The 23,845-nt window shown below is 62.7% G+C and carries 19 protein-coding genes; 9 read left to right on the top strand and 10 right to left on the bottom strand.

From position 1 onward, the window contains the following. Positions 1-8: 8 nt before the first annotated feature. The 5 genes from RHP75_RS12695 (at position 9) to RHP75_RS12675 (ending at position 10,981) form a co-directional block, all read left to right on the top strand. Entirely contained in the window at positions 9-881 is an 873-nt protein-coding gene (locus RHP75_RS12695) for an isochorismatase family protein (protein ID WP_311088495.1), read from the top strand. Next, entirely contained in the window at positions 878-3,979 is a 3,102-nt protein-coding gene (locus RHP75_RS12690) for an amino acid adenylation domain-containing protein (RefSeq protein WP_311088494.1), read from the top strand. Before RHP75_RS12695 ends, RHP75_RS12690 begins: the two co-directional genes overlap by 4 nt. Positions 3,980-4,159: 180 nt before the next feature. Further along, complete coding sequence (gene dhbA / locus RHP75_RS12685) at positions 4,160-4,918, top strand: 2,3-dihydro-2,3-dihydroxybenzoate dehydrogenase (protein ID WP_409079649.1); 759 nt, start codon at positions 4,160-4,162, stop codon at positions 4,916-4,918. Between the two features lie 10 nt (positions 4,919-4,928). Beyond that, a complete protein-coding gene (locus RHP75_RS12680) occupies positions 4,929-9,491 on the top strand; it encodes a non-ribosomal peptide synthetase (protein WP_311088493.1) in 4,563 nt (1,520 codons plus the stop codon). Next, positions 9,488-10,981: an amino acid adenylation domain-containing protein gene (locus tag RHP75_RS12675; protein ID WP_311088492.1), complete on the top strand. Its 1,494-nt coding sequence runs from the start codon at positions 9,488-9,490 to the stop codon at positions 10,979-10,981. The genes RHP75_RS12680 and RHP75_RS12675 overlap by 4 nt, the downstream gene beginning before the upstream one ends. Positions 10,982-11,089: 108 nt before the next feature. On the opposite strand, the gene RHP75_RS12670 is transcribed toward RHP75_RS12675, so the two are convergent. The 6 genes from RHP75_RS12670 to RHP75_RS12645 all read right to left on the bottom strand — a co-directional run bounded on the left by RHP75_RS12670 (position 11,090) and on the right by RHP75_RS12645 (position 18,269). Further along, positions 11,090-12,031, bottom strand: coding sequence for an iron-siderophore ABC transporter substrate-binding protein (locus tag RHP75_RS12670; RefSeq protein ID WP_311088491.1), 942 nt, complete (start codon positions 12,029-12,031; stop codon positions 11,090-11,092). A 4-nt stretch (positions 12,032-12,035) separates the two neighbouring features. Further along, positions 12,036-12,872, bottom strand: coding sequence for an ABC transporter ATP-binding protein (locus RHP75_RS12665; protein WP_311088490.1), 837 nt, complete (start codon positions 12,870-12,872; stop codon positions 12,036-12,038). Next, positions 12,872-13,915, bottom strand: a complete 1,044-nt coding sequence (locus RHP75_RS12660; protein WP_311088489.1) for an iron ABC transporter permease — start codon at positions 13,913-13,915, stop codon at positions 12,872-12,874. The genes RHP75_RS12665 and RHP75_RS12660 overlap by 1 nt, the downstream gene beginning before the upstream one ends. Positions 13,916-13,917: 2 nt before the next feature. Then, the gene (locus tag RHP75_RS12655; RefSeq protein ID WP_311088488.1) at positions 13,918-14,955 is read right to left on the bottom strand and encodes an iron ABC transporter permease; all 1,038 of its coding nucleotides are present in this window, start codon (positions 14,953-14,955) and stop codon (positions 13,918-13,920) included. Between the two features lie 58 nt (positions 14,956-15,013). Beyond that, entirely contained in the window at positions 15,014-16,987 is a 1,974-nt protein-coding gene (locus RHP75_RS12650; RefSeq protein ID WP_311088487.1) for a TonB-dependent receptor domain-containing protein, read from the bottom strand. Between the two features lie 61 nt (positions 16,988-17,048). Continuing rightward, entirely contained in the window at positions 17,049-18,269 is a 1,221-nt protein-coding gene (locus RHP75_RS12645; protein ID WP_311088486.1) for an MFS transporter, read from the bottom strand. A gap of 214 nt (positions 18,270-18,483) precedes the next feature. Between RHP75_RS12645 and fhuF the strand changes: the two genes are divergently transcribed. Further along, positions 18,484-19,218: a siderophore-iron reductase FhuF gene (gene fhuF, locus RHP75_RS12640; RefSeq protein WP_311088485.1), complete on the top strand. Its 735-nt coding sequence runs from the start codon at positions 18,484-18,486 to the stop codon at positions 19,216-19,218. 90 nt (positions 19,219-19,308) lie between these two features. Here the strand turns inward: fhuF and RHP75_RS12635 are convergent, their stop codons facing one another. The 4 genes from RHP75_RS12635 to RHP75_RS12620 all read right to left on the bottom strand — a co-directional run bounded on the left by RHP75_RS12635 (position 19,309) and on the right by RHP75_RS12620 (position 21,455). After that, on the bottom strand, positions 19,309-19,773 hold the full coding sequence (locus RHP75_RS12635) for an NUDIX domain-containing protein (RefSeq protein ID WP_311088484.1): 465 nt from the start codon (positions 19,771-19,773) through the stop codon (positions 19,309-19,311). 129 nt (positions 19,774-19,902) lie between these two features. After that, entirely contained in the window at positions 19,903-20,346 is a 444-nt protein-coding gene (locus RHP75_RS12630; protein ID WP_311088483.1) for an NUDIX hydrolase, read from the bottom strand. Between the two features lie 26 nt (positions 20,347-20,372). Then, entirely contained in the window at positions 20,373-20,918 is a 546-nt protein-coding gene (locus tag RHP75_RS12625; RefSeq protein ID WP_311088482.1) for an AAA family ATPase, read from the bottom strand. Between the two features lie 135 nt (positions 20,919-21,053). Beyond that, positions 21,054-21,455: a hypothetical protein gene (locus tag RHP75_RS12620; RefSeq protein WP_311088481.1), complete on the bottom strand. Its 402-nt coding sequence runs from the start codon at positions 21,453-21,455 to the stop codon at positions 21,054-21,056. Between the two features lie 112 nt (positions 21,456-21,567). On the opposite strand from RHP75_RS12620, the gene RHP75_RS12615 reads away from it, so the two are divergent. The 3 genes from RHP75_RS12615 to RHP75_RS12605 all read left to right on the top strand — a co-directional run bounded on the left by RHP75_RS12615 (position 21,568) and on the right by RHP75_RS12605 (position 23,840). After that, positions 21,568-21,984 (top strand): hypothetical protein, encoded by a 417-nt coding sequence (locus tag RHP75_RS12615; protein WP_311088480.1) that lies wholly within the window; start codon positions 21,568-21,570, stop codon positions 21,982-21,984. Positions 21,985-22,105: 121 nt separating this feature from the next. Then, complete coding sequence (locus RHP75_RS12610; protein WP_311088479.1) at positions 22,106-22,438, top strand: hypothetical protein; 333 nt, start codon at positions 22,106-22,108, stop codon at positions 22,436-22,438. Continuing rightward, positions 22,425-23,840, top strand: a complete 1,416-nt coding sequence (locus RHP75_RS12605) for a TolC family protein (protein ID WP_311088478.1) — start codon at positions 22,425-22,427, stop codon at positions 23,838-23,840. The genes RHP75_RS12610 and RHP75_RS12605 overlap by 14 nt, the downstream gene beginning before the upstream one ends. Positions 23,841-23,845 lie beyond the last annotated feature (5 nt).

Below are 23,845 nucleotides of genomic sequence, written 5' to 3'. Positions count from 1 at the left end.
ATCCTCTCATGGCTATCCCGGCTCTGCAGCCCTACAGCATCCCCAGCGAATGGACGCCTAACAAGGTCAAGTGGACGCTTGATCCGGCCCGCGCGGTATTGTTGATTCACGATATGCAGGCGTATTTCGCCGACTTCTGGGAGGCCGACAGCACCTTCGTTCAGGCCTTGGTCGAGCGGCTGGCAGCGGTGCGTGCGCAATGCAAGCTGCTGGGTATTCCGGTGGTTTACACCGCCCAGCCCGGCGCGCAAAGCGACGCCGAACGGGCCCTGCTCAACGATATGTGGGGGCCGGGCATTACCCAGCACCCCGAGCGTCAGGCGATCATCGCCGGGCTGGCCCCGGAGCCTGACGACACGGTACTGGTGAAGTGGCGCTACAGCGCCTTTCAGCGTTCGCCGCTGGAGCACATGCTCAAGGAACTGGGGCGCGACCAGCTGATCATCGGCGGCATCTACGCCCATATCGGCTGTCTGATGACCGCCTGCGACGCCTTTATGCGCGACATCCAGCCGTTCCTGCTGGCCGATGGCGTGGCCGACTTTAACCAGGCCGACCACCAGATGGCGTTGAATTATGTGGCGACCCGCTGCGGCCAGGTGATTCGTTGCGCCGATGTGCTGAGCCTGGGCCGCACCGCCGCACCGGCATTGACCCGCGCCGCCTTGCAGGCACGCCTGCTGAGCCTGTTGGATGAACTGGACGAACCCTTCGACCCCGACGAGAACCTGCTCGACTACGGCCTCGACTCGATTCAGGTGATGGCGCTGCTCAGTGAGTGGCGTGCGCAGGGGCTGGAACTGAGTTTCACCGATCTGGCCAAGACGCCGACGCTGAACGGCTGGTGGAGCCTGATCGAACAGCATGGCGGTGCCGCATGAGGCGCTTGGGAGTCGCCCAGCAGGGCCTGTGGCACGGCTATGTGCTGAATGAAGATCGCGCGATGTTCAACACTGCCGAATGCATCGTCTTCGCCGGCAAGATCCAAGCCGCGCAGCTGATGGCCGCGCTGCGCCAGGCGGTCAGCGAATGCGAAGCGCTCTGCGGGCATTTTGTGGTCGAGGGCGAGCAGGTGTGGTTCAACCCTGCCGAACTGCCGCTCAGCGTGGCGCAGGTGCAAATACCGGCCGGGATCGATGCCCAGGCCTGGGTGCAGCAGTGGGGCATGGCCGAGATTCGCCAGCCGTTCGATCTGGAACGCGAGCTGCCATGCCGCTTCACTCTGCTGCATGGCACAGAGGTGGATTTCCTCTACGGCTGCATTCACCACATAGCCCTCGATGGTTATGGCAGCAACCTGCTCTATCAGCGCGTTGCCGAGCTGTATGGCGCGGCAACGCGCGGTGAACCGGCCGCACCTTGCGAGTTTGGTGACTACGCCGCAGTACTGAGTGAGGATGCCGAGCGCGAAAGCCAGGGCCGTACGGCCGCAGCCCGCGACTACTGGTGTGAACAGCTGGGTGCGCTGCCTGAGGCCGTCAGCTTTAGTGAGCGCGTTGCGCCGATTTCGGCGACCTTCCTCCGTCATTCGGCAGCGTTTCCGCCGTCGCTGTGGCAGGCGCTGAATCAACTGGCCGAGGCCAATAAAATTGGCTGGCCAGACCTGCTTTTGGCCGCACTGTCGGCGCAGTTGCGCCAGGTCAGCGGCAGCGCCGCCCAGGTGCTCGGTCTGATGGTGATGAACCGTATGGGTTCGGCCTCCTTCAATGTGCCCTGCATGCAGATGAACATCGCCCCGCTGTGTCTCAACCTGAGCGATCAGGCCAATCTGCTCGAAGCCGCACAGAGCATCGGCAAGCTGCGCCGCAGCAGTCGCAAGCATCAGCATTACCGTTACGAGTCACTGCGCCGCGACCTCGCTCGGGTCGGTGGCGAGCAACGCCTGTTCGGCCCGCTGATCAATATCATGCCGTTCGACCGGCCGCAGACCTTCGGTGACTGTCCGGCGCGCACCTTGAGCCTGAGTGCCGGCCCGGTGGAAGACCTGACCCTGGAAGTGCATCTGGGTGCTAACGGTGTGCCGCTGCTGGATTACGACGCCAACCCGGCGTGCTACAGCCAGGCGCAGGTGCGCGCGCTGCAGGAGGAGTTGTTCAGTCTGCTGGCCGCCTGGTTGCAGGCCCCGCAACAGCCGCGTGATCAGTTGCTGAGCGCCTGGAGCGCGCAGTACCGCGCGCAGCATCTGCTTAGCGCACCGGCCGCCGAGCAGACCGCCATGGCCGAGGTCGGCTGCGTGCTGCTGGCCATTCGCGCCCAGGCCGAACGGCAGCCGCAGCACCTGGCGCTGTGCCAGGGCGAGCGCAGGCTTACCTACGGCGAATTGCAGGCGCAGGCCGAAACCATCGCCGCCGCCTTGAGCGAGCGTGGCGTACAGCCGGGTGAGCGGGTCGGGGTGATGCTCAGCCGCAGCCCCGAGGCGATTGTCGTGCAACTCGGCGTGTTGCTGGCGGGGGCGGTGTATGTGCCGCTCGACCCGGAGCAGCCCGCTGAACGTCAGCGCCTGATCTGCACCACCGCGCAGCTGGCCCTGGTGGTCACCGAGGCGGCGTTCCGCCATCGCCTGGCCGATAGCTACAGTGGTCCGATCGAACTGGCTGGCGTGCTGCACAGCACCAAGCGCCTCTGCGCGCCACGTCAGGGCGAGGCGGCGGCCTACCTGATGTTCACCTCCGGCTCTACCGGTACGCCCAAGGGTGTGGAGATCAGCCACCGCGCGCTGGACCACTTTATCCAGGCGGCGCGTCTGCGTTATGGCGTGGATGCCACCGATCGCATGCTGCAGTTCGCCCCGTTCAACTTCGACGCCAGCATCGAGGAGGTATTTGTCAGTCTCAGCGCCGGCGCGACGCTGGTGCTGCGCACCGATGCGCTGCTGGAGTCGATCAGCGCCTTTGTCGAGGGTCTCGAGCAACTGGCAATCAGCGTGCTAGACCTGCCGACCGCCTTCTGGAACGAGTGGGTGGTGGCCCTGCGCGCCGGCCTGGTGCAGGTGCCGGGTGGGTTGAAGAGTGTGATCATCGGCGGCGAGGCGGTGTACCGCGAACAACTGACGGCCTGGCAGCGTATGGCCCCGCCAGCGATTCGCCTGATCAACACCTATGGCCCGACCGAAACTACGGTGGTAGCGACTACTTGCGATCTGCAGCAGCTGACAGCGGATGGCGACAGCTTGCCGATTGGTCAGCCGCTGGCTGGCGTCACGGCGCTGGTGCTCGGCCGTGGCGAACGTCCGGCCGAGGAGGGCGAGCTCGTGCTGTGCGGTGCGCAGTTAGCCAACGGCTACCTGGGCAGCGATTCGCAGGCCTTTGCCAGCTTGCTGATCGGCGCGCAGCAGACGCCGGTCTACCGCACTGGTGATCGGGTGCGGATAGAGGAAGGCCGCCTGGTTTACCTCGGCCGCCTGGACAATGAATTCAAGATCAGCGGCTATCGCATCCAGCCCGGCGAAGTCGAGTCGCGTCTGCTGGCTTTGAGCGGGGTCGATGAGGCCTGCGTGCAGGGTCTGGAACTAGGCGGCGGGTTGCGCCGGTTGGTGGCCTTTATCAGTGGTCCGCGCGATGACGTACGTGGTATCCGCCAGGAGCTCGCCAAGCTGCTGCCGGCGGCCATGGTGCCGACCGATTACCGGCACTACCCGGTGTTGCCGCGCACCGCCACTAACAAGCTCGACCGCAAACGCCTGCAAACGGAGTACCTGCAAGGCTCGCGCGAGCAGGCGCTGGACGATGAGACCCAGCAACGGGTGCGCAGCATCTGGCAGCAGATTCTCGGCGTCAGCGCGATTCAGGCCGCTGACAACTTTTTCGAGCTGGGCGGGCAGTCGCTGCAGACCATCCAGATCGTCAATCGCCTGGCCAGTGAGTTCGGTACGGCGGTGAAGGTCTCCGATGTTTTCGATCACCCGCGTCTGGCGGACTTCTGCCACTTTCTCGACAGCCGCGTGCTGCAGGGTGAAGCGCAGGTGGAACAGGTTTGGTAAGAACCTATTCACGATCTGCTGCGCGTCGGCGCTACTGCGTTAAAAACAAGCTCGGAATGCTTATTTACCGCTCGTAAATTCTACTTCCTTGCCGTTTTGACCAGCCGGAGGCGGTTACTACGTAGCGCCTTGTATCGCTCTAGCTCGCGAGATCGTGAACAGGCTCTAAGGAGCATGTAGATGAACAGACAAATGGACTTCAGCGGTCAGACCATCTGGGTCACCGGTGCCGGCCAGGGCATTGGCCGCAGCGTGGCGGAGGGGTTTGCCCAGTTGGGTGGGCAGGTGATCGGCTTCGATTTGAGCTTCCCCGAGCAAAATTACGGCTTTACCCGCTATGTGCTGGATATTGGCGATGCTCAGGCAGTGCAGCAGGCCTGCCACGAGTTGCTGGGTGCCCACGGGGTGATCGATGTGCTGGCCAGTGTCGCCGGCGTGCTGCGTCTGGCGCCGATCGAGGCGCTGGCACTGGAGGACTGGGATGCCTGCTTACGGGTAAATGTCTCCGGGCCGTTCTACCTGCTGCGTCAGCTGATGCCACGCTTCAAGGCCTGGCGGCGTGGCGCAGTTGTGGCTGTGAGCAGTAACGCGGCGCATGTGCCACGCATGCAGATGGCTGCCTACAGCGCGTCCAAGGCGGCGCTTAGCAGCCTGATCCGCACCGCCGGCCTCGAGTTGGCGGCCCATGGCGTGCGCTGCAACCTGGTGTCACCGGGTTCTACTGACACACCGATGCAGCGCGGCATGTGGCACAGCCCCGATGCAGCGGCGCGCACCATCGCCGGCTTTCCCGAGCAGTTCAAGCTGGGCATCCCGCTGCAGAAGATCGCCACCCCGGAAGAGATCGCCAGCGTCGTGCTGTTCCTAGCATCGAACCTGGCCAGCCACATCACTCTGCAAGACATAGTGGTCGACGGCGGCGCAAGCCTGACCGACTGAGAGGACGCACATGAGCACTAATATTATCGGCCTGCTGAACCAGCTGGCCCGCCGGGGCGTGCAACTGAGTCTGAATGCCCAGTGCCAGCTGGTTTCCCAGTCGAACAAGGACGCCATCACCCCAGAGCTGGGCCAACAAATACGCGCTAACCGCGATGCCATCGTCAGCTGTTTGGCCGCCGCTAACGCCTTTGCCGCGCCGATCCAGGCGCAGCACGCCGAGAGCGGCCCGCTGTCGTCATCGCAGAGCGGTTTGTGGTTTATCGAGCAGTACGAGGAAAGCTCGCACCTGTACAACATGCCTGTCTATTTCCGCCTTACCGGCGAGCTAGATGTGCCGGCGCTGGCGTTTGCTTTCGATGCGCTGGCGCAGCGCCATGCCAGCCTGCGCACGCGCTTTGTGCGTAATGCCCAGGGCCGTGGCGAACAACAGATTTTGCCGCATCGGCCGCTGCAACTGGACGTTGAGGATTTGTCCGCGCTCGAGTTACCAGCCCGTGAAGCCCAAGTGGCGCAACGGGTGCGCGAGGAGATCAACCGGCCCTTCGACCTCACCACTGGCGAGCTGACCCGCGTGCACCTGCTGCGCCTTGGCGCGCGTGAGCACGTGTTGCTGATTACCCAGCACCACATCATCTCCGACGGCTGGTCGGTGAAGAATATGTTTGCCGATCTGAAGACTGCGTTTCTGGCCTTCCAGAATCGCCAGCCATTGAACTGGAAAGCGCCGGCGCTGAACTATATCGACTACGCCAACTGGTTCAATTCGCCGCTGTTCCGCGACTACCACGAGCAGTTCAAGCCGTTCTGGGTCGAGCGCCTGCGCGGTATTGCCGATGTGCACAGCCTACCGCTGGACAAACCGCGTCCGGCGCATCAGGCCAGTGGTGGCGAGCTGGTCTTTTCGACCATCGACAACGCGCTGTGGGCGCGTTTCAAACAGCTCTGTCAGCGCCACAACACTTCGCCCTTTATTGGCCTGCATGCTCTGTTCGCGCTGCTGCTGGCGCGCCACAGTGGTGAGCGCGACATTGTTATCGGCACGCCGCTGGCCTACCGTGAACGCCCGGATATCGAAGGGCTGGTGGGCTTTTTCGTCAACACCCTAGTGCTGCGCACCCAGCTGCCCGAGCGGCAGAGTTTTAGCGATTACCTGCAAGCTTGCCGCAAGGATGATCTGGAGGCCTTCGACCACCAGTTGTACCGTTTCGAGGCGCTTAGCGAGGCGTTGGGCATGGATCGCCACACGGCGATCAACCCGATCTTCCAGATCATGCTGGTGTACCAGGCACGCGTCGATTTCAACGACCTGATTCCCGGTTGCCAGGCGGTCGAGGAAACCTCGCCGGTGCTGCCGGCCAAGACCGATATCTCGGTCAAGGTCACCGAATTGATGGACTCGGTGCGGGTTGACTGGCTATACGCCACGGCGCTGTTCGAGCACGCCACGGTCGAACGTTATGCCGAACGCCTGTTACTGCTACTAGAGGCAGTGGTTGAACAACCCGAGATGGATATCTGGGCGCTGCCGCTGCTCGATCAGCCACTGGTGCAGCAAACCGCCGCGCGTCTGGCCGCGTTGCCTCGCGAATATCCTAATCGGCGCACGGCACTGGGCTTGTTCGAGGACATGGCGCGGCTTTATCCGCAGCGCCCAGCCCTGGGTTTTGACGAGCAGGCGATAAGCTATGCCGAGCTGGATGCGCGAGCCAACCGCCTGGCGCATTGGTTGCTTAGCGAGGGCTGCGGCCCGGGTGCGTTGCTGGGCGTACTGGCGCGCCGTGAGAATGCCTTCGCCGTGGCGGTCATGGCCATCTGGAAAATCAACGCCGCTTACGTGCCGCTGGATCCGGCCTACCCGCGCGAACGCTTGCAGCACATCTTGGGCGATGCCGGCATTGAGCTGATCGTCGGCCAGGGCCAACCGCCATTCGCATTGGAGGCTGGCGTGCGCTGGGTCGATCTGCAGGATGCCAGCCTGCAGGCGCAGCTGGACGGCATGTCACTGACCACCCCGGCGCTCGGCCACGATCCGCAGCAACTCGCCCAGGTGATTTACACCTCCGGCTCCAGCGGTTTGCCCAAGGGTGTGATGGTCGAGCAGGGTGGCCTGGTCAACCTGCTGCAGGATCATGCCAAGAGGCTGCAGCTGGGCTGCGAGGCACGTATGTTCAACTGCATGTCGCTGTCCTTTGATGCCGGCAATATGTGTGCGCTGCTGCCGCTGACCCAGGGTGCGAGCCTGGTCTGGGGCGACCCCGACGAAGGCCTGCTGGAGCAGCTCGAACGCAGTGCCAGCAGCCATATGATCTGCCCCACGGCCTTGCTCGCGACCCTGCCCGAGCGCGCGTTGCCGGCCTTGCAGGCGATAGGCTTCGGCGGTGAGGCCTGCCCGAGCGGGCTGATCGAACGCTGGGCCGGGCGCGTGCGTCTGATCAATATGTACGGGCCGACCGAGGCTACGGTAACTGCGCTGTGCAAGCATTTGCTGCCAGGCAGCAGTCTGACCATCGGTACGCCCATCGACGGTATGCAGGCGCTGATTCTTGATGAGCTGGGCAACCTCTGCCCGGTCGGCGTGCCGGGTGAACTGTGCCTGGCCGGCCTCGGCCTGGCGCGCGGCTATCTAAATCAGCCGGAGCGCACGGCGGCGGTGTTCCGCGAGCACTGTGTGGCTGGTGTGACGCTGCGTCTGTACCACAGTGGCGACCGTGCGCGGTTGTTAGGTAATGGTGACTATGAATACCTAGGGCGGCTGGATGAACAGATCAAACTGCGCGGCTACCGCATTGAACCGGGGGAGATCGAAACCCAGTTGAGCCTCAGCTGCCCGGCGTTGCAACAGGTCAAGGTACTGGTGCTACGCGATGGCCAGCGCCAGGCCTTGGTCGGCTACGCGGCGCTCAAGCCCGGTGCAGCTCGGCCTGCGGTCGAGGCGATCCTGCATGATGTGGCGCAGCGTCTGCCGGAATATATGGTGCCGAGTAGCCTGGTGCTGCTCGAACAGATGCCGCTGACGCCCAATGGCAAGCTCGACCTGCGCCAACTGCCGAAGATCGACCTGGCGGCCGGCGGCGAGCATACGCCGCCGGCCAACCCGCTTGAGGCCGAGATACTCGCCATATGGCAGGCCGTGCTGAATCAGCCGCTCGGTGTGCAGAGCGACTTCTTCCAGTTGGGCGGCGATTCGATTCTGAGTATCCAGCTGACCACGCGCCTGCGCGATGCCGGCTATCCCTGCTCGGTCAAGGAAGTGTTCGAGGCTAAGACCGTGCGCCGCCTGTGCCGGGTGCTGGGCAGCAAGCGCGAAGATATCGCGGTGCAGGCCGAGCAGGGCGTGCTTACCGGTGAGTTCCCACTGCAGCCGATTCAACGCTGGTTCTTCGAGCAGCCCCTGGCCACCCCGCAGCACTGGAACCAGGGCGTGCTGCTGCGCTTGCCCGAGAACGTTGGCGTATCGCAGTTGCGCAGCTATCTACAACAGCTGCTGCAGCATCACGATGCCTTGCGCCTGGCGGTAACGGAAAGTGGCCAGCGTTATCTAGAGAACCTGCCGTTGGGCTCACCCGCATTGCTGGACTACCGCGAGCTGGGCGAAACGGGTTTGCAATTAGCCTTAACCAAGTTGCAAAGCCACTTCGAGCCGATGTTGGGGCGTACGCTCTGCTGGGGGCTGGTGGAGAACCTGCCGCAGGGGCGCGGGCTGTTTATCGCCTGTCACCACCTGGTGGTCGATGCGGTGTCCTGGCGCATTCTTGCCGACGATTTGGCGCGCCTGCACCGTGGCGAAGCGCTGCCGGCCAAGACCAGCAGCTATCGCCAGTGGGGCCAGGGCTTGCTCGCCTATGTGCTGCAAGCCGGCGCGCAGCTGCGCTTCTGGCGCGAGCGCATGGCGGCTATGGATTACCGCATCGCGGACGACTGGGTCAGCGTCGAGCCGACCCAGGTGCACCTGCTCGAGTTGGAATCAGCGCTGACTCAGCAGCTTAGCCAGCACGCTACTCAGGTATTTGCCTGTGAGGTGCGCAGTCTGTTGCTGGCCGCCTTGACCCGCACGTTGAGCGAGATGGGCCTCGGCCAGCGTCAGTGGATTCTGCTGGAAGGCCATGGCCGCGAGGCGATTGACCCGAGCCTGGATGTCAGCCGCACCCTGGGCTGGTTTACCAGCATGTACCCGCTACAACTGGATGATCAGGCGGACTGGGGGCAGCTGATTGCGCAGTGCGCCGAACAGCTGCGCCAGGTGCCGGATAACGGCGTCGGCTATATGCCATTGCGCGCCAGCCTGGCGGAACCCAACCCCTTACCGCTGCCGCCCGTGGCGTTGAATTACCTGGGCAGTGCGCGCAGTGGCCAGGGCGACTGGCAGCCGTTGCCCATCGCACCGGGCCGGCCAAGTGCGGCGGACAATCGTTCGGCGGAGCTGGTCAGCCTGCACGGCGGGATTTTCGATGGTCGCCTGACCCTGCGGCAGATCGGCTGCCTGCGCGGCGATCTCAGCGAGCAACTGCTGCAGCGTCTGCGTCAGCAACTGAGTGAACTGGCCGAGCTGGCTGTGGAGGTGCCGGCATGACGGCGATGCAGCAGAACCTCGGTGTGCCGCTGCTGGGTACCCACCTGGCGCAGGTGTTCGCCGAGCATGCGGATGCTATGGCGCTGGGCTGGGCAGGCCAGCGTTACAGCTATGCACGCCTGGCCGCGCGCACTGCGGCGATTGCCATGCAACTGACGGCGCGGGGCGTGCCGCCTGGCGCACGGGTCGGCCTGTACCTGCAGCGCTCGACCGACCTGTTGGCAGCGACCCTGGCCTGTTTGCATAACGGCCTGTGCTTTGTGCCGCTGGACCCGGAATTTCCCCTCGAGCGTTTGCAGGGTATTGCCGAGGACGCCGATCTGGCGCTGGTGCTGCAGGATGCTCATGGGCAGGGCAGCTTCGCTATGCCGAGTCTGCACCTGCGAGACGGTGAGGGCGGCGAGCTGAGCTGGCCGACGCTGGATGAGCAACAGCCGGCTTATATGATGTTTACCTCGGGTTCTACCGGGCGGCCCAAAGGTGTGGTGATCAGCCGCCGCGCCCTGGCCAATTTCCTCAGCGCCGCTAGCCGCCGGCTGCAGCTGAGTAGCGCCACCCGCTGGCTATTTATCACCACTCCTGCCTTCGATATTTCCCTGCTGGAAATGCTCGGCCCGCTGTGGGCCGGTGGTGCGCTGGAAGTGGTCGGCAACCCGGCGCACAAGGACCCGGACGCGCTGCTCAGGCTCTTGACCGATCATCCCGAAATCAACACCTTGCAAGCCACTCCCGCGTTCTGGCGCATGCTGCTCAAGGCCGGCTGGCCAGGCCGCGCTGGGCTGACTGCGCTATGTGGCGGTGAGGCACTGGATGCGCCCTTGGCCGAACGCCTGGCGCCATTGGTTGGCCAACTGTGGAATTGCTATGGCCCTACCGAGGCTACGGTCTGGTCGCTGATGGCGCAGGTGCAATTGCCGCTCGGCGAGCAGGGCGTATTGCTGCGCCAGTCCCTCGATGGCTACCGCCACTGGGTGCTGGATGAGGTAGGCGAGGCGTTGCCTATCGGCGGCGAGGGCGAGCTGTGCATCGACGGGCCGTCGTTGGCCAGCGGCTACTGGGCGCGTGATGACCTGAGTGCACAGAGTTTTATTACCTGGCAAGGCCGCCAGCTGTATCGCACCGGTGACCGTGTGCAGCGGGTCGGCGAAGACGCATACCGCTATCTGGGGCGGCGCGACGAGCAGATCAAACTGCGCGGCTTTCGCATCGAACTGGGCGAGATCGAAGTCTGTCTGCGGCGTATCGACGGCGTGCAGGACGCGGCGGTGCGGTTGCATGGCAGCGGCGATGACGCCTGTCTGGTGGCGTACGTGGAACTGCGCGAGGGCGCTGGTTTGGGTCGTATGACCATTCGCCGAGGGCTACAGCAACGGCTGCCGCACTACATGATTCCGGCGCGCATTCTGCTGCTCGAAAATCTGCCGAAAACCGCCAGTGGCAAGCTGGACCGTAAGCGCTTGCCAGCCCCCGATGGCTTACAGCAGTCGTAGTGGCTGAGTGAGGTGTGTGTAGGAGGGGCTTCAGCTGAGAGCGTTCTTGATAGCAGAACAGCATTCGAGGCTAATGCCCATCCCTCAAGTGCTACAGCGGTTAATCGCTCAGTTCTTGAACGGCTGCGCGTCGGCCTTGCCGAGCAGCTGTTCGATATCCGCAATCACCTGCAAGGCGGCCTGTGGGCCGCCGAGCGAAGTCCATAGCGAACCATCGACTGCGCCAAAGCGTTTGCCCTGGATTGCCGACAGTTGCTTGAACGCTGGAGTCTGTTCGGCCTGTTGAAGGGCTTCCACCGCTTCGCCGCTGGTGCTCAGAGTGCCGATCACCAGCCAGTCGGCATCCAGCAGTTGCAGCGATTCCAGGCTCAGGGCCATGGAGTGGGTGTGGCCGGGGTCCTGCTGATAGCTCGGGCGAATCAGGCCTACGTCGCTGATCACGCTGCTGGCGAAAGCATCCTTGAACATGTAGGACGGGCCTTTGGGGTTCCAGCGCACAATGCTGAAGGTCTCGCCTTGATGAGCCTTCAAGCGTTCGCGGGCTTCAGCGGCGCGGGCGTTGTAGCGTGCCAGCAGCACATCAGCAGCAGCGCTCTGGTTGAGTGCATTGGCGGTGCGTTGCAGGCTTTCCTGCCAGGGCTTGGCCCAGGCGAAGGTGATCACCGTGGGGGCGATTTCATTGAGGATCGCCAGTTGCTCGGGTTTTACCGGGCCGGTAAGGATCAGGTCGGGCTCGAGTTCCAGCAGGGTTTCCAGGTTCGGGTTGTCGATATCGCCTACCACCTTGATCCCGGCCAGGGCTTTACTGTCGAGGTAGCGCGGCGGCGCTGCCTGGCCACGGCCGTTAATCGTGCCGACCGGAGTGATGCCCAGGGCCAGCGCCGCATCCAGATCCAATTCGCTCAAGGTAATTACCCGTTGTGGCGAGCTGGGCACAGTAACCGGGTTGCCGAAGGCGTCTTCGACCTGGCGAGTGTCGGCCACGGCGGCCGCGCTTAACAGCTGGGTGGCAAGCAAAAGGGGCAGGCTCCAGCGCAATAGAGTAGTCATCGGATTAGTCCTGTGCAGAGTGGATGGGTTTGCGCCGACGCGGCACCACCACCGGGGCGCCGTCATCGGGCGCCGCGAGGATGTCCACGTCGGTGTCATAGAGTTGGTCGATCAGGGCCTTGTTGATCACCTCACGGGCCGGGCCCATGGCGGCGATATGGCCGTTGTCGAGGGCGATGATTTCATCGCAGTAGCGCGCGGCCACACCCAGGTCGTGAATCACGATCAGCACGGTGCGGCCCTCGTCGACGATATTCACTACCGCTTCCATCACCTCGGCCTGGTGGCCGATATCCAGGGCGCTGGTGGGCTCGTCGAGCAGCACTAGGTCGGTGTTCTGCGCCAGGATCATGCCCAGCCAGGCGCGCTGAGCCTGGCCGCCGGACAGCGAGGAGGCGACTTGCTGCCAGATGTCCTGCAGCTGCATGGCATCGCGGGCGCGGGCGACCTGAAGGGCGTCTTCCGCGCTCCACTGGTTGAACCAGCCCTGATGCGGATGGCGGCCGTATTGCACCAGCTGCTCGACGCGAATGCCTTCGGCCATCACCGGGCGCTGCGGGAGAAAGGCCAGCTCGCGGGCCAGGGCCTTCATCCCGTAGCGCTGCAGCGGCGTGCCATTGAGTTCGACCTGGCCGTCCTGCAATGGCAGTTGCCGCGCCAGCAGCTTGAGCAGGGTGGATTTGCCGCTGCCGTTGGGTCCGACAATGCCGATCAGCTTGCCTTTGGGCAGCTCGAACGAGATGTCCTGCAACACGCGCTTGGCCTGGTAGGCAAAGCTCAGGTTGTGCGCACGCAACTGCGCAGGTCGGGGCGGGGGAATTGGCGTGGACAACAGCGTCATCAATCGGAGCCTTTGCGGTCTTTGAGCAACAGGATCAGCAATAGAACGCCGCCGAGCAGGCGGGTCATGATCCCGGTGGGAATTTCTTCGGGCTGTGCCAGCAGGCGTACCAAGGTGTCGCTACCCACCAGCAGCACTGCGCCACATAACGCTGCCAGCCAGATCGGCGCGAGGTGGTCGCGGGCCAGCCAGGAGGCGATGATCGGCGCGGCCATGGCGATAAAGATCACCGGGCCGCCGATGGCGGTGCCCAGCGCCGCCACCAGAATCGCCACGCCAAGTACCGTCAGTTGCAGCGCCGCGACCTTGATGCCGAGGTTCTGTGCGGTCGCCTCACCGAAGCGCAGCAGTGCCAGTGGGCGGTTAAGCCAGGCCAGCAGCGGGATCAGTGCCAACAGGATCAGGCTGATGGGGGCGACCGTTTGGTAGCTGGCTCCGGCGAAGTGGCCCATGGTCCACAGGTAGATGCTGCCCAGATGCACCAGTGGGCGGGTGGCCATAAAAAAATCGCCGATGGCGCCGAGCAGCTCCGACAAGGCGATGCCAATCACGATAAACAGATAACCCTGTTCGCCCGGTCGGCGGCACAGCACGAACAGCGCCACCGCAGCCAGCGCCGCACCCAGTGGCGAGGCCCACCAGGGCCAACTGCCAACAGTCAGATAAAGCGCAAAACCGATCACCGCCAGCGATGCGCCCTCGTTGACCCCGACCATATCCGGGGTGGCCAGACGGTTGCGTACCAGGGTCTGGATCAGGCAGCCGGCCATGCCCATGGCCAGCCCTGCGACCACCACAGCGGCGACCCGTGGCATGCGGATCTTGAACACCATGATGTCATTGAGCTTGCTGCCCTGGCCGCTCAGTGTGGCCAGTACATCGAGCACGCCCATGCGCCCGGAACCTAGGCTGATGGCCACGATCAATAGCGTCAGTAGCACCGCCAGCACCAGCAGGCTGAGCAGCCAGGTGCGCCGATGCAGCAGCAGATTGAGTGGGCCCAAACGCAGATGCCAGAGCCCGGAGGGTTGATGGCTGGGCATGTTTATTTCACCGCCAATAGAGAACGGAAGCCGCCGCGCAGAACGATGGCGATCAAAGCCGGCGCACCGAGCGCAGCCAGCAAAGTGCCGACCGGCAGTTCATAGGGTTGTACCAGCCAGCGCGCGAGGATGTCGGCGGCGAGCAGAAACAGCATGCCAAACAGGCTGGAAAACAGCAGTTGGCGCAGCAGCGCTACCGGTTCCAGCAGGCGGGCGCAGTAGGCAGCCAGAAAGCCGACAAAGCCGATTGGGCCGGCCAGGGCGATGGCGCAGGCGGTCAGCAGAGTGGCGGCGAGCAGCACGCCAACGCGCACCCAGGTGGTCGAGATACCCAGGGCGCGGGCCTGGCTGTCGCCCATCTGCATCAACGTCAGTTGCCGACAGAGCAGGGCGGCAAGCACCAGACCGAGCAATGCCAATGGGCTGACCGTGGTCACGGCCGACAGCTCGGAGGCCGACAGTGAACCGAGGTTCCAGTAGCGAAACTGCTCCAGCGCCACTCGGGTGGAGAGCAACAGAAAGTTGGCGATACCGCCAAACACCGCAGCCAGGGCCATGCCGGCGAGGATCAGCTTGAGCGGGCTGGCCTGACCGAGCATGACGCCGATGCCGAGCACCAGCAGGTTGCCCAGCAGTGCGCCGGCACCGGCCCAGAGCAGGTAGCCCTGGGTCGATTCGACGCCAAAGTAGATCAGCCCGACCACCAGGCCGAGCACCGCGCCGGCATTCACCCCGAGCAGCCCGGGTTCGGCCAGTGGGTTGCGCGTTGCGCTCTGCAGCAGGGTGGCAGCTAGCGCCAGGCTGGCGCCGACCAGCAGCGCGGCGAGGGTGCGCGGCAGGCGCAGGCTGTTTACCACCATGGCCAGTTTGTCATCGGCCAGGCTGTTGGGGTTGCCCAGTAGAAAACCGACCACATCCGCCGCGCCGTATTGCCCGGCACCGGTGGCCAGGGACAGCGCCAGCAGGCTGAGCAGCAAGAGGCTACCGGCGAGCAGGACGTGGCGTTGCTGGATAGGGAAGGTGCGGGTTAGCTGGCTCATGGTTCTACTGGACAGAATTCGGGTAACCCCGGCGACAGGTGCCGCCGGGGTAAGGGTGCTACAGGTCGTAGCTGAAGCCGACGAACACAGTGCGGCCCATCAGGAGATGGTCGATGGACTGCGCCACATCATCACGTTTGCTATCGGTCAGGTTGTTTACCCCGGCCTTGAGCGCGAGCTCCTTGGTGGCCTGGAACTTGGTGCCCAGACTGACGGTGTGGTAGGCATCCGATTCAACACTGGAGGCCTTGTTGGGGATGACCAGCATCTGGCTGCCGGTGTACTGGTAGTCCAGGTTCAGACCCAGTTTCGGCAGTGCCTGCCATTCGAGGCCGATGTTGCCTACGTGCTTCGGGCTGTAGTTCAGCTCGTTGCCCGTGTCACGGTTTTCGGCGTCTGAGTAGGTGTAATTGGCGCGTGCGGTCACTGCATCGGTAAAGGCGTAGCTGCCCTGCAACTCATAACCCTGAATACGCGCTTTGCTGACGTTGGTGTAAGTCATGACACGTGGCCGGTAGAGCGGCGGCCGCCAGCTGTCGCTGACGATCATGTCTTCAATCTCGTTGTTGAAGAACATAATGCCGGCTTGCAGGCGCTCGTCCTGATACAGGGTGCCCAGCTCATAGCTGACCGAGGTTTCCGGTTTCAGATCCGGGTTGCCGACGATCTGGCACATACCACGGCAAGCCAGCACGCTGTAGTTTTCGTCGGACTGGGTAATGTCCGGTGCCTTGAAGGCCTTGCCGGCGCCACCTTTGAGCACCCAGTTGTCGGTCAGGTTGTAGATGCCGTAGAGGCGCGGGCTGAATGCGCCTCCGAATACTTCATGGTCATCCCAGCGTCCTGCGAGGGTGATATCGAGGTCACCCAGGGAAAACTCGTCCTGCAGGTAGACGGCTTTCTGGTCGACTTCGGTTTCCTTGCCGAGGTTTTGGTTGTGCTCCAGGGTGGTACGACGCAGCTCGCTACCGGCGGTCAGCAGATGGCTGCCCAAGGTGGTCGAAATCTGGCCGTCTACGGTGTGGTTATTCTGCTCCACTTCACCTACACGGCCGCGCAGTGTGGTCATGATCTGCGAGTCGTCGGTCAGGTCGACCTTTTCGTAGTAGTAGCGCACGCGGGAGTTGAAGCTGTCCCAGTTGCCGTTATGCGATAGGCCGAAAGTGGTGCGATCCATTTCCTGCTCGTTAGTGACCAGCGGGGCAGGGGCGCCGGCATTGTTCCAGCGTGCCTTGCGCTCATCCTTGCGGTGGCTGAAGTCCAGGTCGATGCTCTGCTGCTCGTCGAGCAACCAGCTCAGTGAGCCAAGCACGTTGGCGCCCTGACGCTTTTCTGTGGCGTCGGTGCCCTTGAGGCTGAGCTTGTCGGTTTGCCAGGCGGCCTGGTCGGTGGATTCGACAATCAGATTGCCCAGCAGCTTGTTCTCAATCAGCGCGCCACTGAGGTAGCCGCTGCTGATGTGACGGTCACCGTTATCACCCTTGGTCGGGTGCTCGTAGCTGTAGGCCACGCCGGCTTCGGTGCTGTTGGTGGGCTGACGCAGGATCACGTTGACCACGCCGCCCAGGGCATCGGCGCCGTAGAGCGAAGACATCGGGCCACGGATCACTTCGATACGCTCAACCGCTGCCATGGGGATCGAGGACAGGTCGAAGTCGTTGGCATAGTTGGAAGTCAGGGCGTCACGCGAGTTGATGCGGCGGCCGTTGACCAGCAGCAGGGTGTAGTCCGAATCCATGCCGCGAATCTTGATCTCCTTGCGACCATAGGCCGAGGAGGTATTGATGTGTACGCCTGGCAGGCGCTTTACCGCATCGGCGAGGTCATAGACCGGCATCTTCTCCAGCTCAGCGCGGGTGATAACCGAGGCGCTGGCGGGCACGCTCAACTGGCTGTGGGCCGTTTGCGAGGCGGTGACGATGCTGTCTTCCAGGGTGACGCTGTTGTCGGCCAGCGCCGCGAAAGGCAGCAGACCGCCCAGTACGCCCAGCGAGATGGCGCGACGGCGATTGATGTTTCTGACAAAAGACATGACAGGTTCCATTTGAGTAGGTGTTGACGCGTTTACAGCTGATCACTGGTGATCGGCGGTTTCAGCCCGCCTGTGTTGTTATGCCTGCGGTGTGGCTGGCGGCGTCGCGTCGCCGGATACCGCGTTGGAGCAACCACATACCCACCCCCGTGAGTATTCCGACGACCACATAAAAGCCGCTTAACTGGTTGAAGCCTTGAAGCTGGTTGTCTGCGCCGGTGCTCAGGTAGAGCGCCGAAAACAGGCTGCCGAGCCCGGCAGCGACGTTGCTGACGGTGCCCTGAAACGCCATAAAGGCGGCGCGCTGGTGCGGTGGCGGGATCGCTGCGGCAATGGTCATGCTGCTGTTGGTGCGGACCGCGCTGGCGGCCATAAACAGCACGAAGACCAGGTAGATCGACAGGCCAATCGGAGTGGCGAAACCCAGTAGCGTGGTCAGTGCCAGACCGAAGCTGCTGAGCAGAATCACCGTCAGCGCCTGGCCACGGTCGATCCAGATACCGCCCAGGCGCATGGCTGCCAAGCTGGCCAGACCGCCGCAGAGAAACAGCAGGCCGATCTGCTCGCGGGGAAAATTCAGGTTGAACTGGAAGTAGTTGGAGAAATGCGGCACCAGCAGAAAGTGGCCGAATATCTGCAGCGCGGTGATCGCCAGTGCGCCCAGGCACAGCGGTGATTTCAGCAGCGGCAACACCGAGCCGCTGGGCCGCGAAGCGCTGACCTGGATGTGCAACAGCAGGTGACACAGCAAGGCCAGCGCCAGGCCCAGGCCGCCGAAGACGATAAAGGGCGCCTGCCAACTCCAGCGCAGCGCCAGCTCCAGAGCCAGGGGCACCACCACAATCGCCGCCAGAGAAAAGCCCATGCCGATATAGGCGAGTTTTCGCCCGCGCTCGGCCGGCGGGATGATGTCGAGCATGCTTGCCATCAGCAGCGCGCCCATGGGCCCGGCAACCAGGCCGGAGAGCACAAACAACAGAATCAGCTGCTCGGCGCTGCTGGTCAGGGCGCAGGCCATCAGCAGGGCGAAACGCAGGGTTAGAAGGATCACCAGCGCCTGTTTGCGTTGCAGGCGATCCAGCCAGGGCGCTGCCAGAGCCATGCTCAGGGCCGAGGCGAGCGTGGCGCCGCCACTGATATAGCCGACATGGCTGGCCTGCATGCCGAGGTCGCGTACAAGGTCCGGACCCAGGGGCATCACCATCATCAGGCTGCCGATGGAAAGCAGGTTGATCAGCATCGCCAGATGCACGGCTGCTTTCGAGTGTCCTACATCATCCATGTGCATAACCGCTCTAGATTGGGCGCGGGCTGCATCTTAAGTAATGAATCAGCATTGCGCAAATGCTAATCGTTAGCGTTAATATTGGCTTTTGTGACGAGTAAAGGCATTGCACGCCAAGGATTATTCCAAGAACAACGTTGCTGTTGAGGCGCCGAATTTGCCTGTAACCGCAGCTCTTGCGACCTCAACGGATACCTCTGTGGAGGGAGAAATGTTGTCCGAGCTGACCACGCTGTTCAGTGGCGATCTGGCGCGTTACCGTAATGTTTTTGTGGGGGCAGATGATCCGCGCGAGGCCATCTCTGGCGAGGAATTCCTTCAGCCGCAGACGCTGAGTACCTTGATGGCGCGCTTCCGCCCGCAGTTCGCGACGGCTGACCAGCGCGGTTTGGCGTCGATCTGGGCCAATCAGTACTTTATGCGCCTGTTTCCGCCGGTGATCAGTGCGGCGCTGCTGCTGAACCAGCGCATGCCGCTGCAGATCGGGCAGTTGTCGATCATCGTCGATGGCGAAGGCTTGCCGCTGGTGTTCAAGCTGCCTGGGCCGTGCGAGCCGCTGCCGCCGCCGCACAATCCCTTCGAGCGTTTTGCCCATCTGCTCGATGACAATCTGCAGCCCTTTATCCAGGCACTCTGCGCCCATACCGGAGTATCGGCGAAAGTGCTCTGGAGCAATGCCGGCAACTACTTCGAAGCCTGGCTCGGGCAACTGCAAAAACGCAGCGAGCAAGCAGAGTTATTGCTCGATGGCCAGCGCCTGCTAAGCACCGCGCAACGCCCGGATGGTTCGCGCAACCCGCTGTATGCGCCAATCCGCTATGTCGATATCGAGCACGCCGACGGTCAGGTACGGCCGTGGCGACAGCGCCGGTTGTGCTGCATCCGCTACGTGCTGCCGGGTGTGAAGCTTTGCCCCAACTGCCCAAGACTCAAACAGCCTCAGTAGCTCGTGCCATGCATCGTGCAGCAGGCATGGACATATTCGGTTTGAATCAAGTCAGTTTTTGGGAGTGGCGATGAGCTGCGGTGAGAGCCGCTATAAGGGCTTATGTGTGTCCGCGTCCGTGGCATAAAGCCGATTTCTGATCTGTGCCCAGGCTGCCTGAAATAGCGTGTGACAAGGCGCGGGAAAATCAGCATTCAACGGATGCCAGAAGAACTCAAAGACATGTCCGCCATCATCATGTGTGTCGAAGCGCCACTGATGGGGTAGCGACTCTGCGACCTCGCAAAGCTGAAACGACCAGATCTGTTGCTCGTACCCGGCATTCCAACTGCCTAGATCCTTTACTGGCCGTGCATGCCGAATGCCCGACTCTTCAGCAAGCTCGCGCACGGCTGCATGGGAAGGCCGCTCACCGACTTCAATGGTGCCCTTCACCAGTTGGTAACCCGATAGCGGATGTTTGAACACCAGCAGGTGCGCCATGCCGTCAATCATCCGCATAACCACAGGGCATGCTTTTGTCGCAAGCAGGTCGGGCGCAGGGGCATCCTTCAAGTCAGTCTCCGTAGGGGCCTCAGTAATGGGCGCTTTCTGTACCAGGATTTTCAGAGTGCTACGAAAAATTTCGCTATGCCAACATCGCATGAATTGCCATATGGCCAGCCCCGGACTACCTTCGGGCCGTCACAACAGCGATGCTTGCTTGAGCAGGTCATAGAGTCCTTCCGGCACCAACGGCGATGCCTGGGTGAAGCTGGAGCTGGAGTGCCAGGCTGCCCTGAACGGCGCGCCATCGCTTTCGTGGCCGTCTAACCAGGGTTGTTCATAGACCTCTGCGTCGTCAAACCTGGCATCGTAGACCTGGACAATCTCGTGCCCTGGCTTGCCTGCGTAGGTGAAGATGCTTTCCAGCGTGCCAATCAGGCGAATGTCGCTGATCGAGTGGCCCAGTTCTTCCTGCACTTCGCGAACGATAGCCTCGTGGCTCCTTTCGCCGAATTCAATGCCGCCGCCAATGGGGCGAAAGAGCATCCGGTTCTCGTCGGCATCGTGGAATTGGTTGACCAGTATTTTCCTCTGATGATGAAAAATGCATAGCGCGAGCGGGCGAATGAAGTGTTCTGCCACGAGTAATAATTCCTTTATTCGGGTCGTCAGTTAATCGAACTGGGCCGGGTTGCAGGTGTTGCGGGCAACTGAGCAAGGAAGGCGGCAATTTCTCGACGGTCTCGTAGATGCACTGTTGGCACCGTCGGGCCTATGGCCACGAGCACTGCCTCGATACCTTGACGGTAGCCATGGTCGAACTGCCAGACGAACTTAAGAAATTCCAGAAATGCCTGGTCGAGTTTTTCTCTACAGCCTGCAGGAAGGTCGGGGCGCGGTCGGTTCAAGACGCTACGCACGATGACGCGCCTCAGGCAGGTCAGCCGCGGTGTATCCAGCCAGATGATCAGGTCGGCGCTGGGCAGGCGTAGGTCGAAGGTGCGGCGGGAGTAATTGCCTTCACAGACCCAGGCATCCGTGGTGAGCGCATCGCGGACTCTTTCACGGAACTGCGTAGCGTCGGGCTCGACCCAGCCGGGCTCCCAGAACAGGGTATCGAGATGCACGACGGGTACGCCGAGGCGCTTGCCCAAGGCCCGCGCCAGAGTGGACTTGCCGCTGCCGGCATTGCCCAAAATCACAATCCGTTGCACGAGGGACTTCCATCCGTGGAAAAGGGGCGGCGATTCTGCTGATTTTTACTGGCCTGTCAACCGCGCGGTTTTCGGCTCATGCTGTCGACCGGCGTCTGGCCCTTTGGTCGGCTTACGACCCTCTTAGCCAGCCCCTTAAATATAGCGAAACAGGTCATGGGCGTTCAGCAGGTCGTAGGCGATCTGCGGGCGTTTTTCCAAGCCGCGGCGGATGGCGGTGGGAATGGCCTGGCGGGTTTTGCGACAAAGGCCGGGGAGTTCATCGATCTCGATCTGGATACCGCGCATGCTGCGCACTTCGTTAAAACCAGGCGCAACGGCAACGCGTACGCCAAGTTGTTCGTAGATGCGCCGCTGCAGCTTTTCCAGATCGGCCAGGCTCTCGAGGTTTTCCAGGCGCTCCAGCAGGCGCTTTTCCTCGGCGCGGGTGAGCAGCAGGATGCGCATATCGCTGCTGGCATTCTCCAGCAGCTGCTCACGCCCGCAGTCGCAGGCACCGGGTGGGCAGGGTTGGCGCAAGGGTGGTGTGCTGGTCATGGGTTCCGATCATAGCCAGCTGCGAGCGGTTTTGCCCATGCCTGGGCATGGACAAATGGCTTATTGGGTGGATAATCCGACCCATCAACCGTGCTGAAGACACACTCGTACCATGCGTAAAACCCTGCGTACCGCTCTGATCTGGATGCTCATGCTCGCCCTCCCGGCGCAGAGTATGGCCGCCATCAGCATGCAGTTATGCGCGGTAACCCAGCAGAGCGGGGCGATGGCCCAGGTTGATCCGCAAATGGCGGCGCATCATCCCGGCGCGATGGTCATGCCTGAGTCCGCAACAGACTCGGCCCATGGTGAGCATCACGCCAGCGACACTTCCAGCAAGTCTGTGTCTACCGCCGATAACAGCCTGTGCAGCCTCTGCGCTTTTTGTGTCGGTGCGGTGGCCCTGAGCACGGTGGTTGCCAGCCATTCCCCACTGCAAGCGGTCGAGCCATCCCTGGCGCGACTGGATCAATTTGTCGGCTTTATCGCCGAAACCCCCGAAAGACCGCCCCGCCTGTTTCTCGCCTAAGCCAAACCGTGCGTTGACGCACCTGACGCAGTTGCTGCCCAGGCCCGCGTAACGCGTATTTAGCTATTCGTCGGTGTTTGCCTGCTTAGCGCAGGCGCGCCGCTGCACGCGAGACTATTCGATGATGCGTTTTCCCTTGAACTGCCTGCAGGCGTTTATCTGCCTGGCATGGCTGCTGCCTGCGGGCAGCTGGGCCGAGTCGCCCGACCCGCTGGACGCCCAGGCCGCCACGCCGGCTCTGCACTATCAATCGCCACTTAAGACCTATCAGAGTTTTGCTGAGCAGCCGCCGCACGATTGGCGAGAGGCCAACGATTTGGTCGGCCGGATCGGTGGTTGGCGCACTTATGCTCAAGAGCCTTACGCCCAGGGGTCTGATACCCAGGAAATCCCGGTGCAGCAGCCTACCGAGCCGCCGATCAAGTCAATGGAGGCGCACCATGGCCATCACTGAATTGAGTGGTATGACGAGCCGCATCGGGCTTTGCGCGGTGCTTGTTCTACTGAGCGGCTGCGCCAGCTTTAGCCAAGATGGTGGTTTTACTCAGGTCGAGCAGGCCAGCCAGGCGCAGTTGGACAAACAGGTGACCTGGGTGAAAACCCCGGAGCAGCGCAGCCAGGTGGCTGAGCGGGTCGCCGAGTTGCTGGCCGAACCGCTGACGGTGGATGCCGCCGTGCAGGTTGCCTTGCTGAATAACCGCGACTTGCAGGCAAGCTTCGATGCGCTGGGCATCAGCGAAGCCGAGCGGGTGCAGGCCGGGCGTATCCCCAATCCGGGCTTTTCCTTCGGGCGTTTGGAGAAAGGCAGCGAGGTGGAGTACGAGCGCGGCTTGCATATAAATCTGGCGCGGCTGATCGCCATGCCGCTGACCTCCGACATGGAGGCCAAGCGCTTCGAGCAGGTGCAGCGGCAAACCAGCCTGGCGCTGTTCGAACTGGCCAGCCAGACGCGCAAGGCCTGGTACCGCGCTGTGGCAGCGCAGGAAAGTCTCGGCTTTATGGGCCAGGTGATGCAGGCGGCTGAGGTATCGGCTGAGCTGGCCAGACGGCTGGCCGCAGTGGGCAACTACAGCACGCTGCAACGGGCCCAGGAGCAGAGCTTCTATGCCGATGCGGGGCTCAATCTGATCCGCGCCGAACAGGCCCGAGTGCAGAGCCGCGAGCAGCTGACCCGCCTGCTTGGCTTGTGGGGCGAGCAGATCGATTTCCACTTGCCCGAGCGCTTGCCCGAGTTGCCGGCTAAGCCTGAGCAGTTGCCGGATGTCGAGCGCCTAGCCATGGCTCAACGTCTGGATATCCAGGCTGTGCGCCTTGACGCCGAGCGCCTGACCAGCAACCTGGGGCTGAGCAAGACCACGCGTTTTATCAACGTGCTGGAGCTGGGCGTGGTGAATAACCGCTCCAATGAGGAACCGACCCAGCGTGGCTACGAGATCAGCGTCGAGTTGCCGCTGTTCGACTGGAGTGGCGCCAAGGTGGCCAAGGCCGAGGCGCAGTACCGGCAGATGCTTAATCGCGCCGCTGCCACGGCGGTCAATGCGCGCTCGCAAGTGCGCGAGGCCTACCTCGGTTACCAGGCCAGCCATGACCTTGCCCGGCATTACCGCGACGAGGTGTTGCCGCTGCGCGCACGCATCGCCGAGGAAAATGTCCAGCAGTACAACGGCATGTTTATCAGCACCTTCGAGCTGCTGGCCGATGCGCGCAAACAAATCCTCGCGGTCGACGGCTATCTGCAGGCGCAGCGCGATTTCTGGATCGCCAAGGCCGATCTGGATATGGCCCTGTTGGGCGCGCCCAGTCTGTCAGCAAGCACTCCGGCTATGGCCGCCACCGACGAGCCCGCCGGGCACTGATCAAG

This window comes from Pseudomonas sp. SG20056 (genome assembly GCF_031764535.1).
Lineage (GTDB): Bacteria > Pseudomonadota > Gammaproteobacteria > Pseudomonadales > Pseudomonadaceae > Aquipseudomonas.
The sequence above is the reverse complement of the archived record's forward strand: the minus strand, read 5'-3'. Positions and strand labels throughout refer to the sequence as shown.

Bases quoted from the DNA above. Each gene is read 5' to 3' on its own strand.
- RHP75_RS12670 (WP_311088491.1), bottom strand. From the start codon at position 12,031: ATGACTACTCTATTGCGCTGGAGCCTGCCCCTTTTGCTTGCCACCCAG.
- RHP75_RS12605 (WP_311088478.1), top strand. From the start codon at position 22,425: ATGGCCATCACTGAATTGAGTGGTATGACGAGCCGCATCGGGCTTTGC.
- RHP75_RS12615 (WP_311088480.1), top strand. From the start codon at position 21,568: ATGCGTAAAACCCTGCGTACCGCTCTGATCTGGATGCTCATGCTCGCC.
- RHP75_RS12610 (WP_311088479.1), top strand. From the start codon at position 22,106: ATGATGCGTTTTCCCTTGAACTGCCTGCAGGCGTTTATCTGCCTGGCA.
- RHP75_RS12655 (WP_311088488.1), bottom strand. From the start codon at position 14,955: ATGAGCCAGCTAACCCGCACCTTCCCTATCCAGCAACGCCACGTCCTG.
- RHP75_RS12665 (WP_311088490.1), bottom strand. From the start codon at position 12,872: ATGACGCTGTTGTCCACGCCAATTCCCCCGCCCCGACCTGCGCAGTTG.
- RHP75_RS12675 (WP_311088492.1), top strand. From the start codon at position 9,488: ATGACGGCGATGCAGCAGAACCTCGGTGTGCCGCTGCTGGGTACCCAC.
- dhbA (WP_409079649.1), top strand. From the start codon at position 4,160: ATGAACAGACAAATGGACTTCAGCGGTCAGACCATCTGGGTCACCGGT.
- RHP75_RS12680 (WP_311088493.1), top strand. From the start codon at position 4,929: ATGAGCACTAATATTATCGGCCTGCTGAACCAGCTGGCCCGCCGGGGC.
- RHP75_RS12620 (WP_311088481.1), bottom strand. From the start codon at position 21,455: ATGACCAGCACACCACCCTTGCGCCAACCCTGCCCACCCGGTGCCTGC.
- RHP75_RS12695 (WP_311088495.1), top strand. From the start codon at position 9: ATGGCTATCCCGGCTCTGCAGCCCTACAGCATCCCCAGCGAATGGACG.
- fhuF (WP_311088485.1), top strand. From the start codon at position 18,484: ATGTTGTCCGAGCTGACCACGCTGTTCAGTGGCGATCTGGCGCGTTAC.
- RHP75_RS12650 (WP_311088487.1), bottom strand. From the start codon at position 16,987: ATGTCTTTTGTCAGAAACATCAATCGCCGTCGCGCCATCTCGCTGGGC.
- RHP75_RS12645 (WP_311088486.1), bottom strand. From the start codon at position 18,269: ATGGATGATGTAGGACACTCGAAAGCAGCCGTGCATCTGGCGATGCTG.
- RHP75_RS12660 (WP_311088489.1), bottom strand. From the start codon at position 13,915: ATGCCCAGCCATCAACCCTCCGGGCTCTGGCATCTGCGTTTGGGCCCA.
- RHP75_RS12690 (WP_311088494.1), top strand. From the start codon at position 878: ATGAGGCGCTTGGGAGTCGCCCAGCAGGGCCTGTGGCACGGCTATGTG.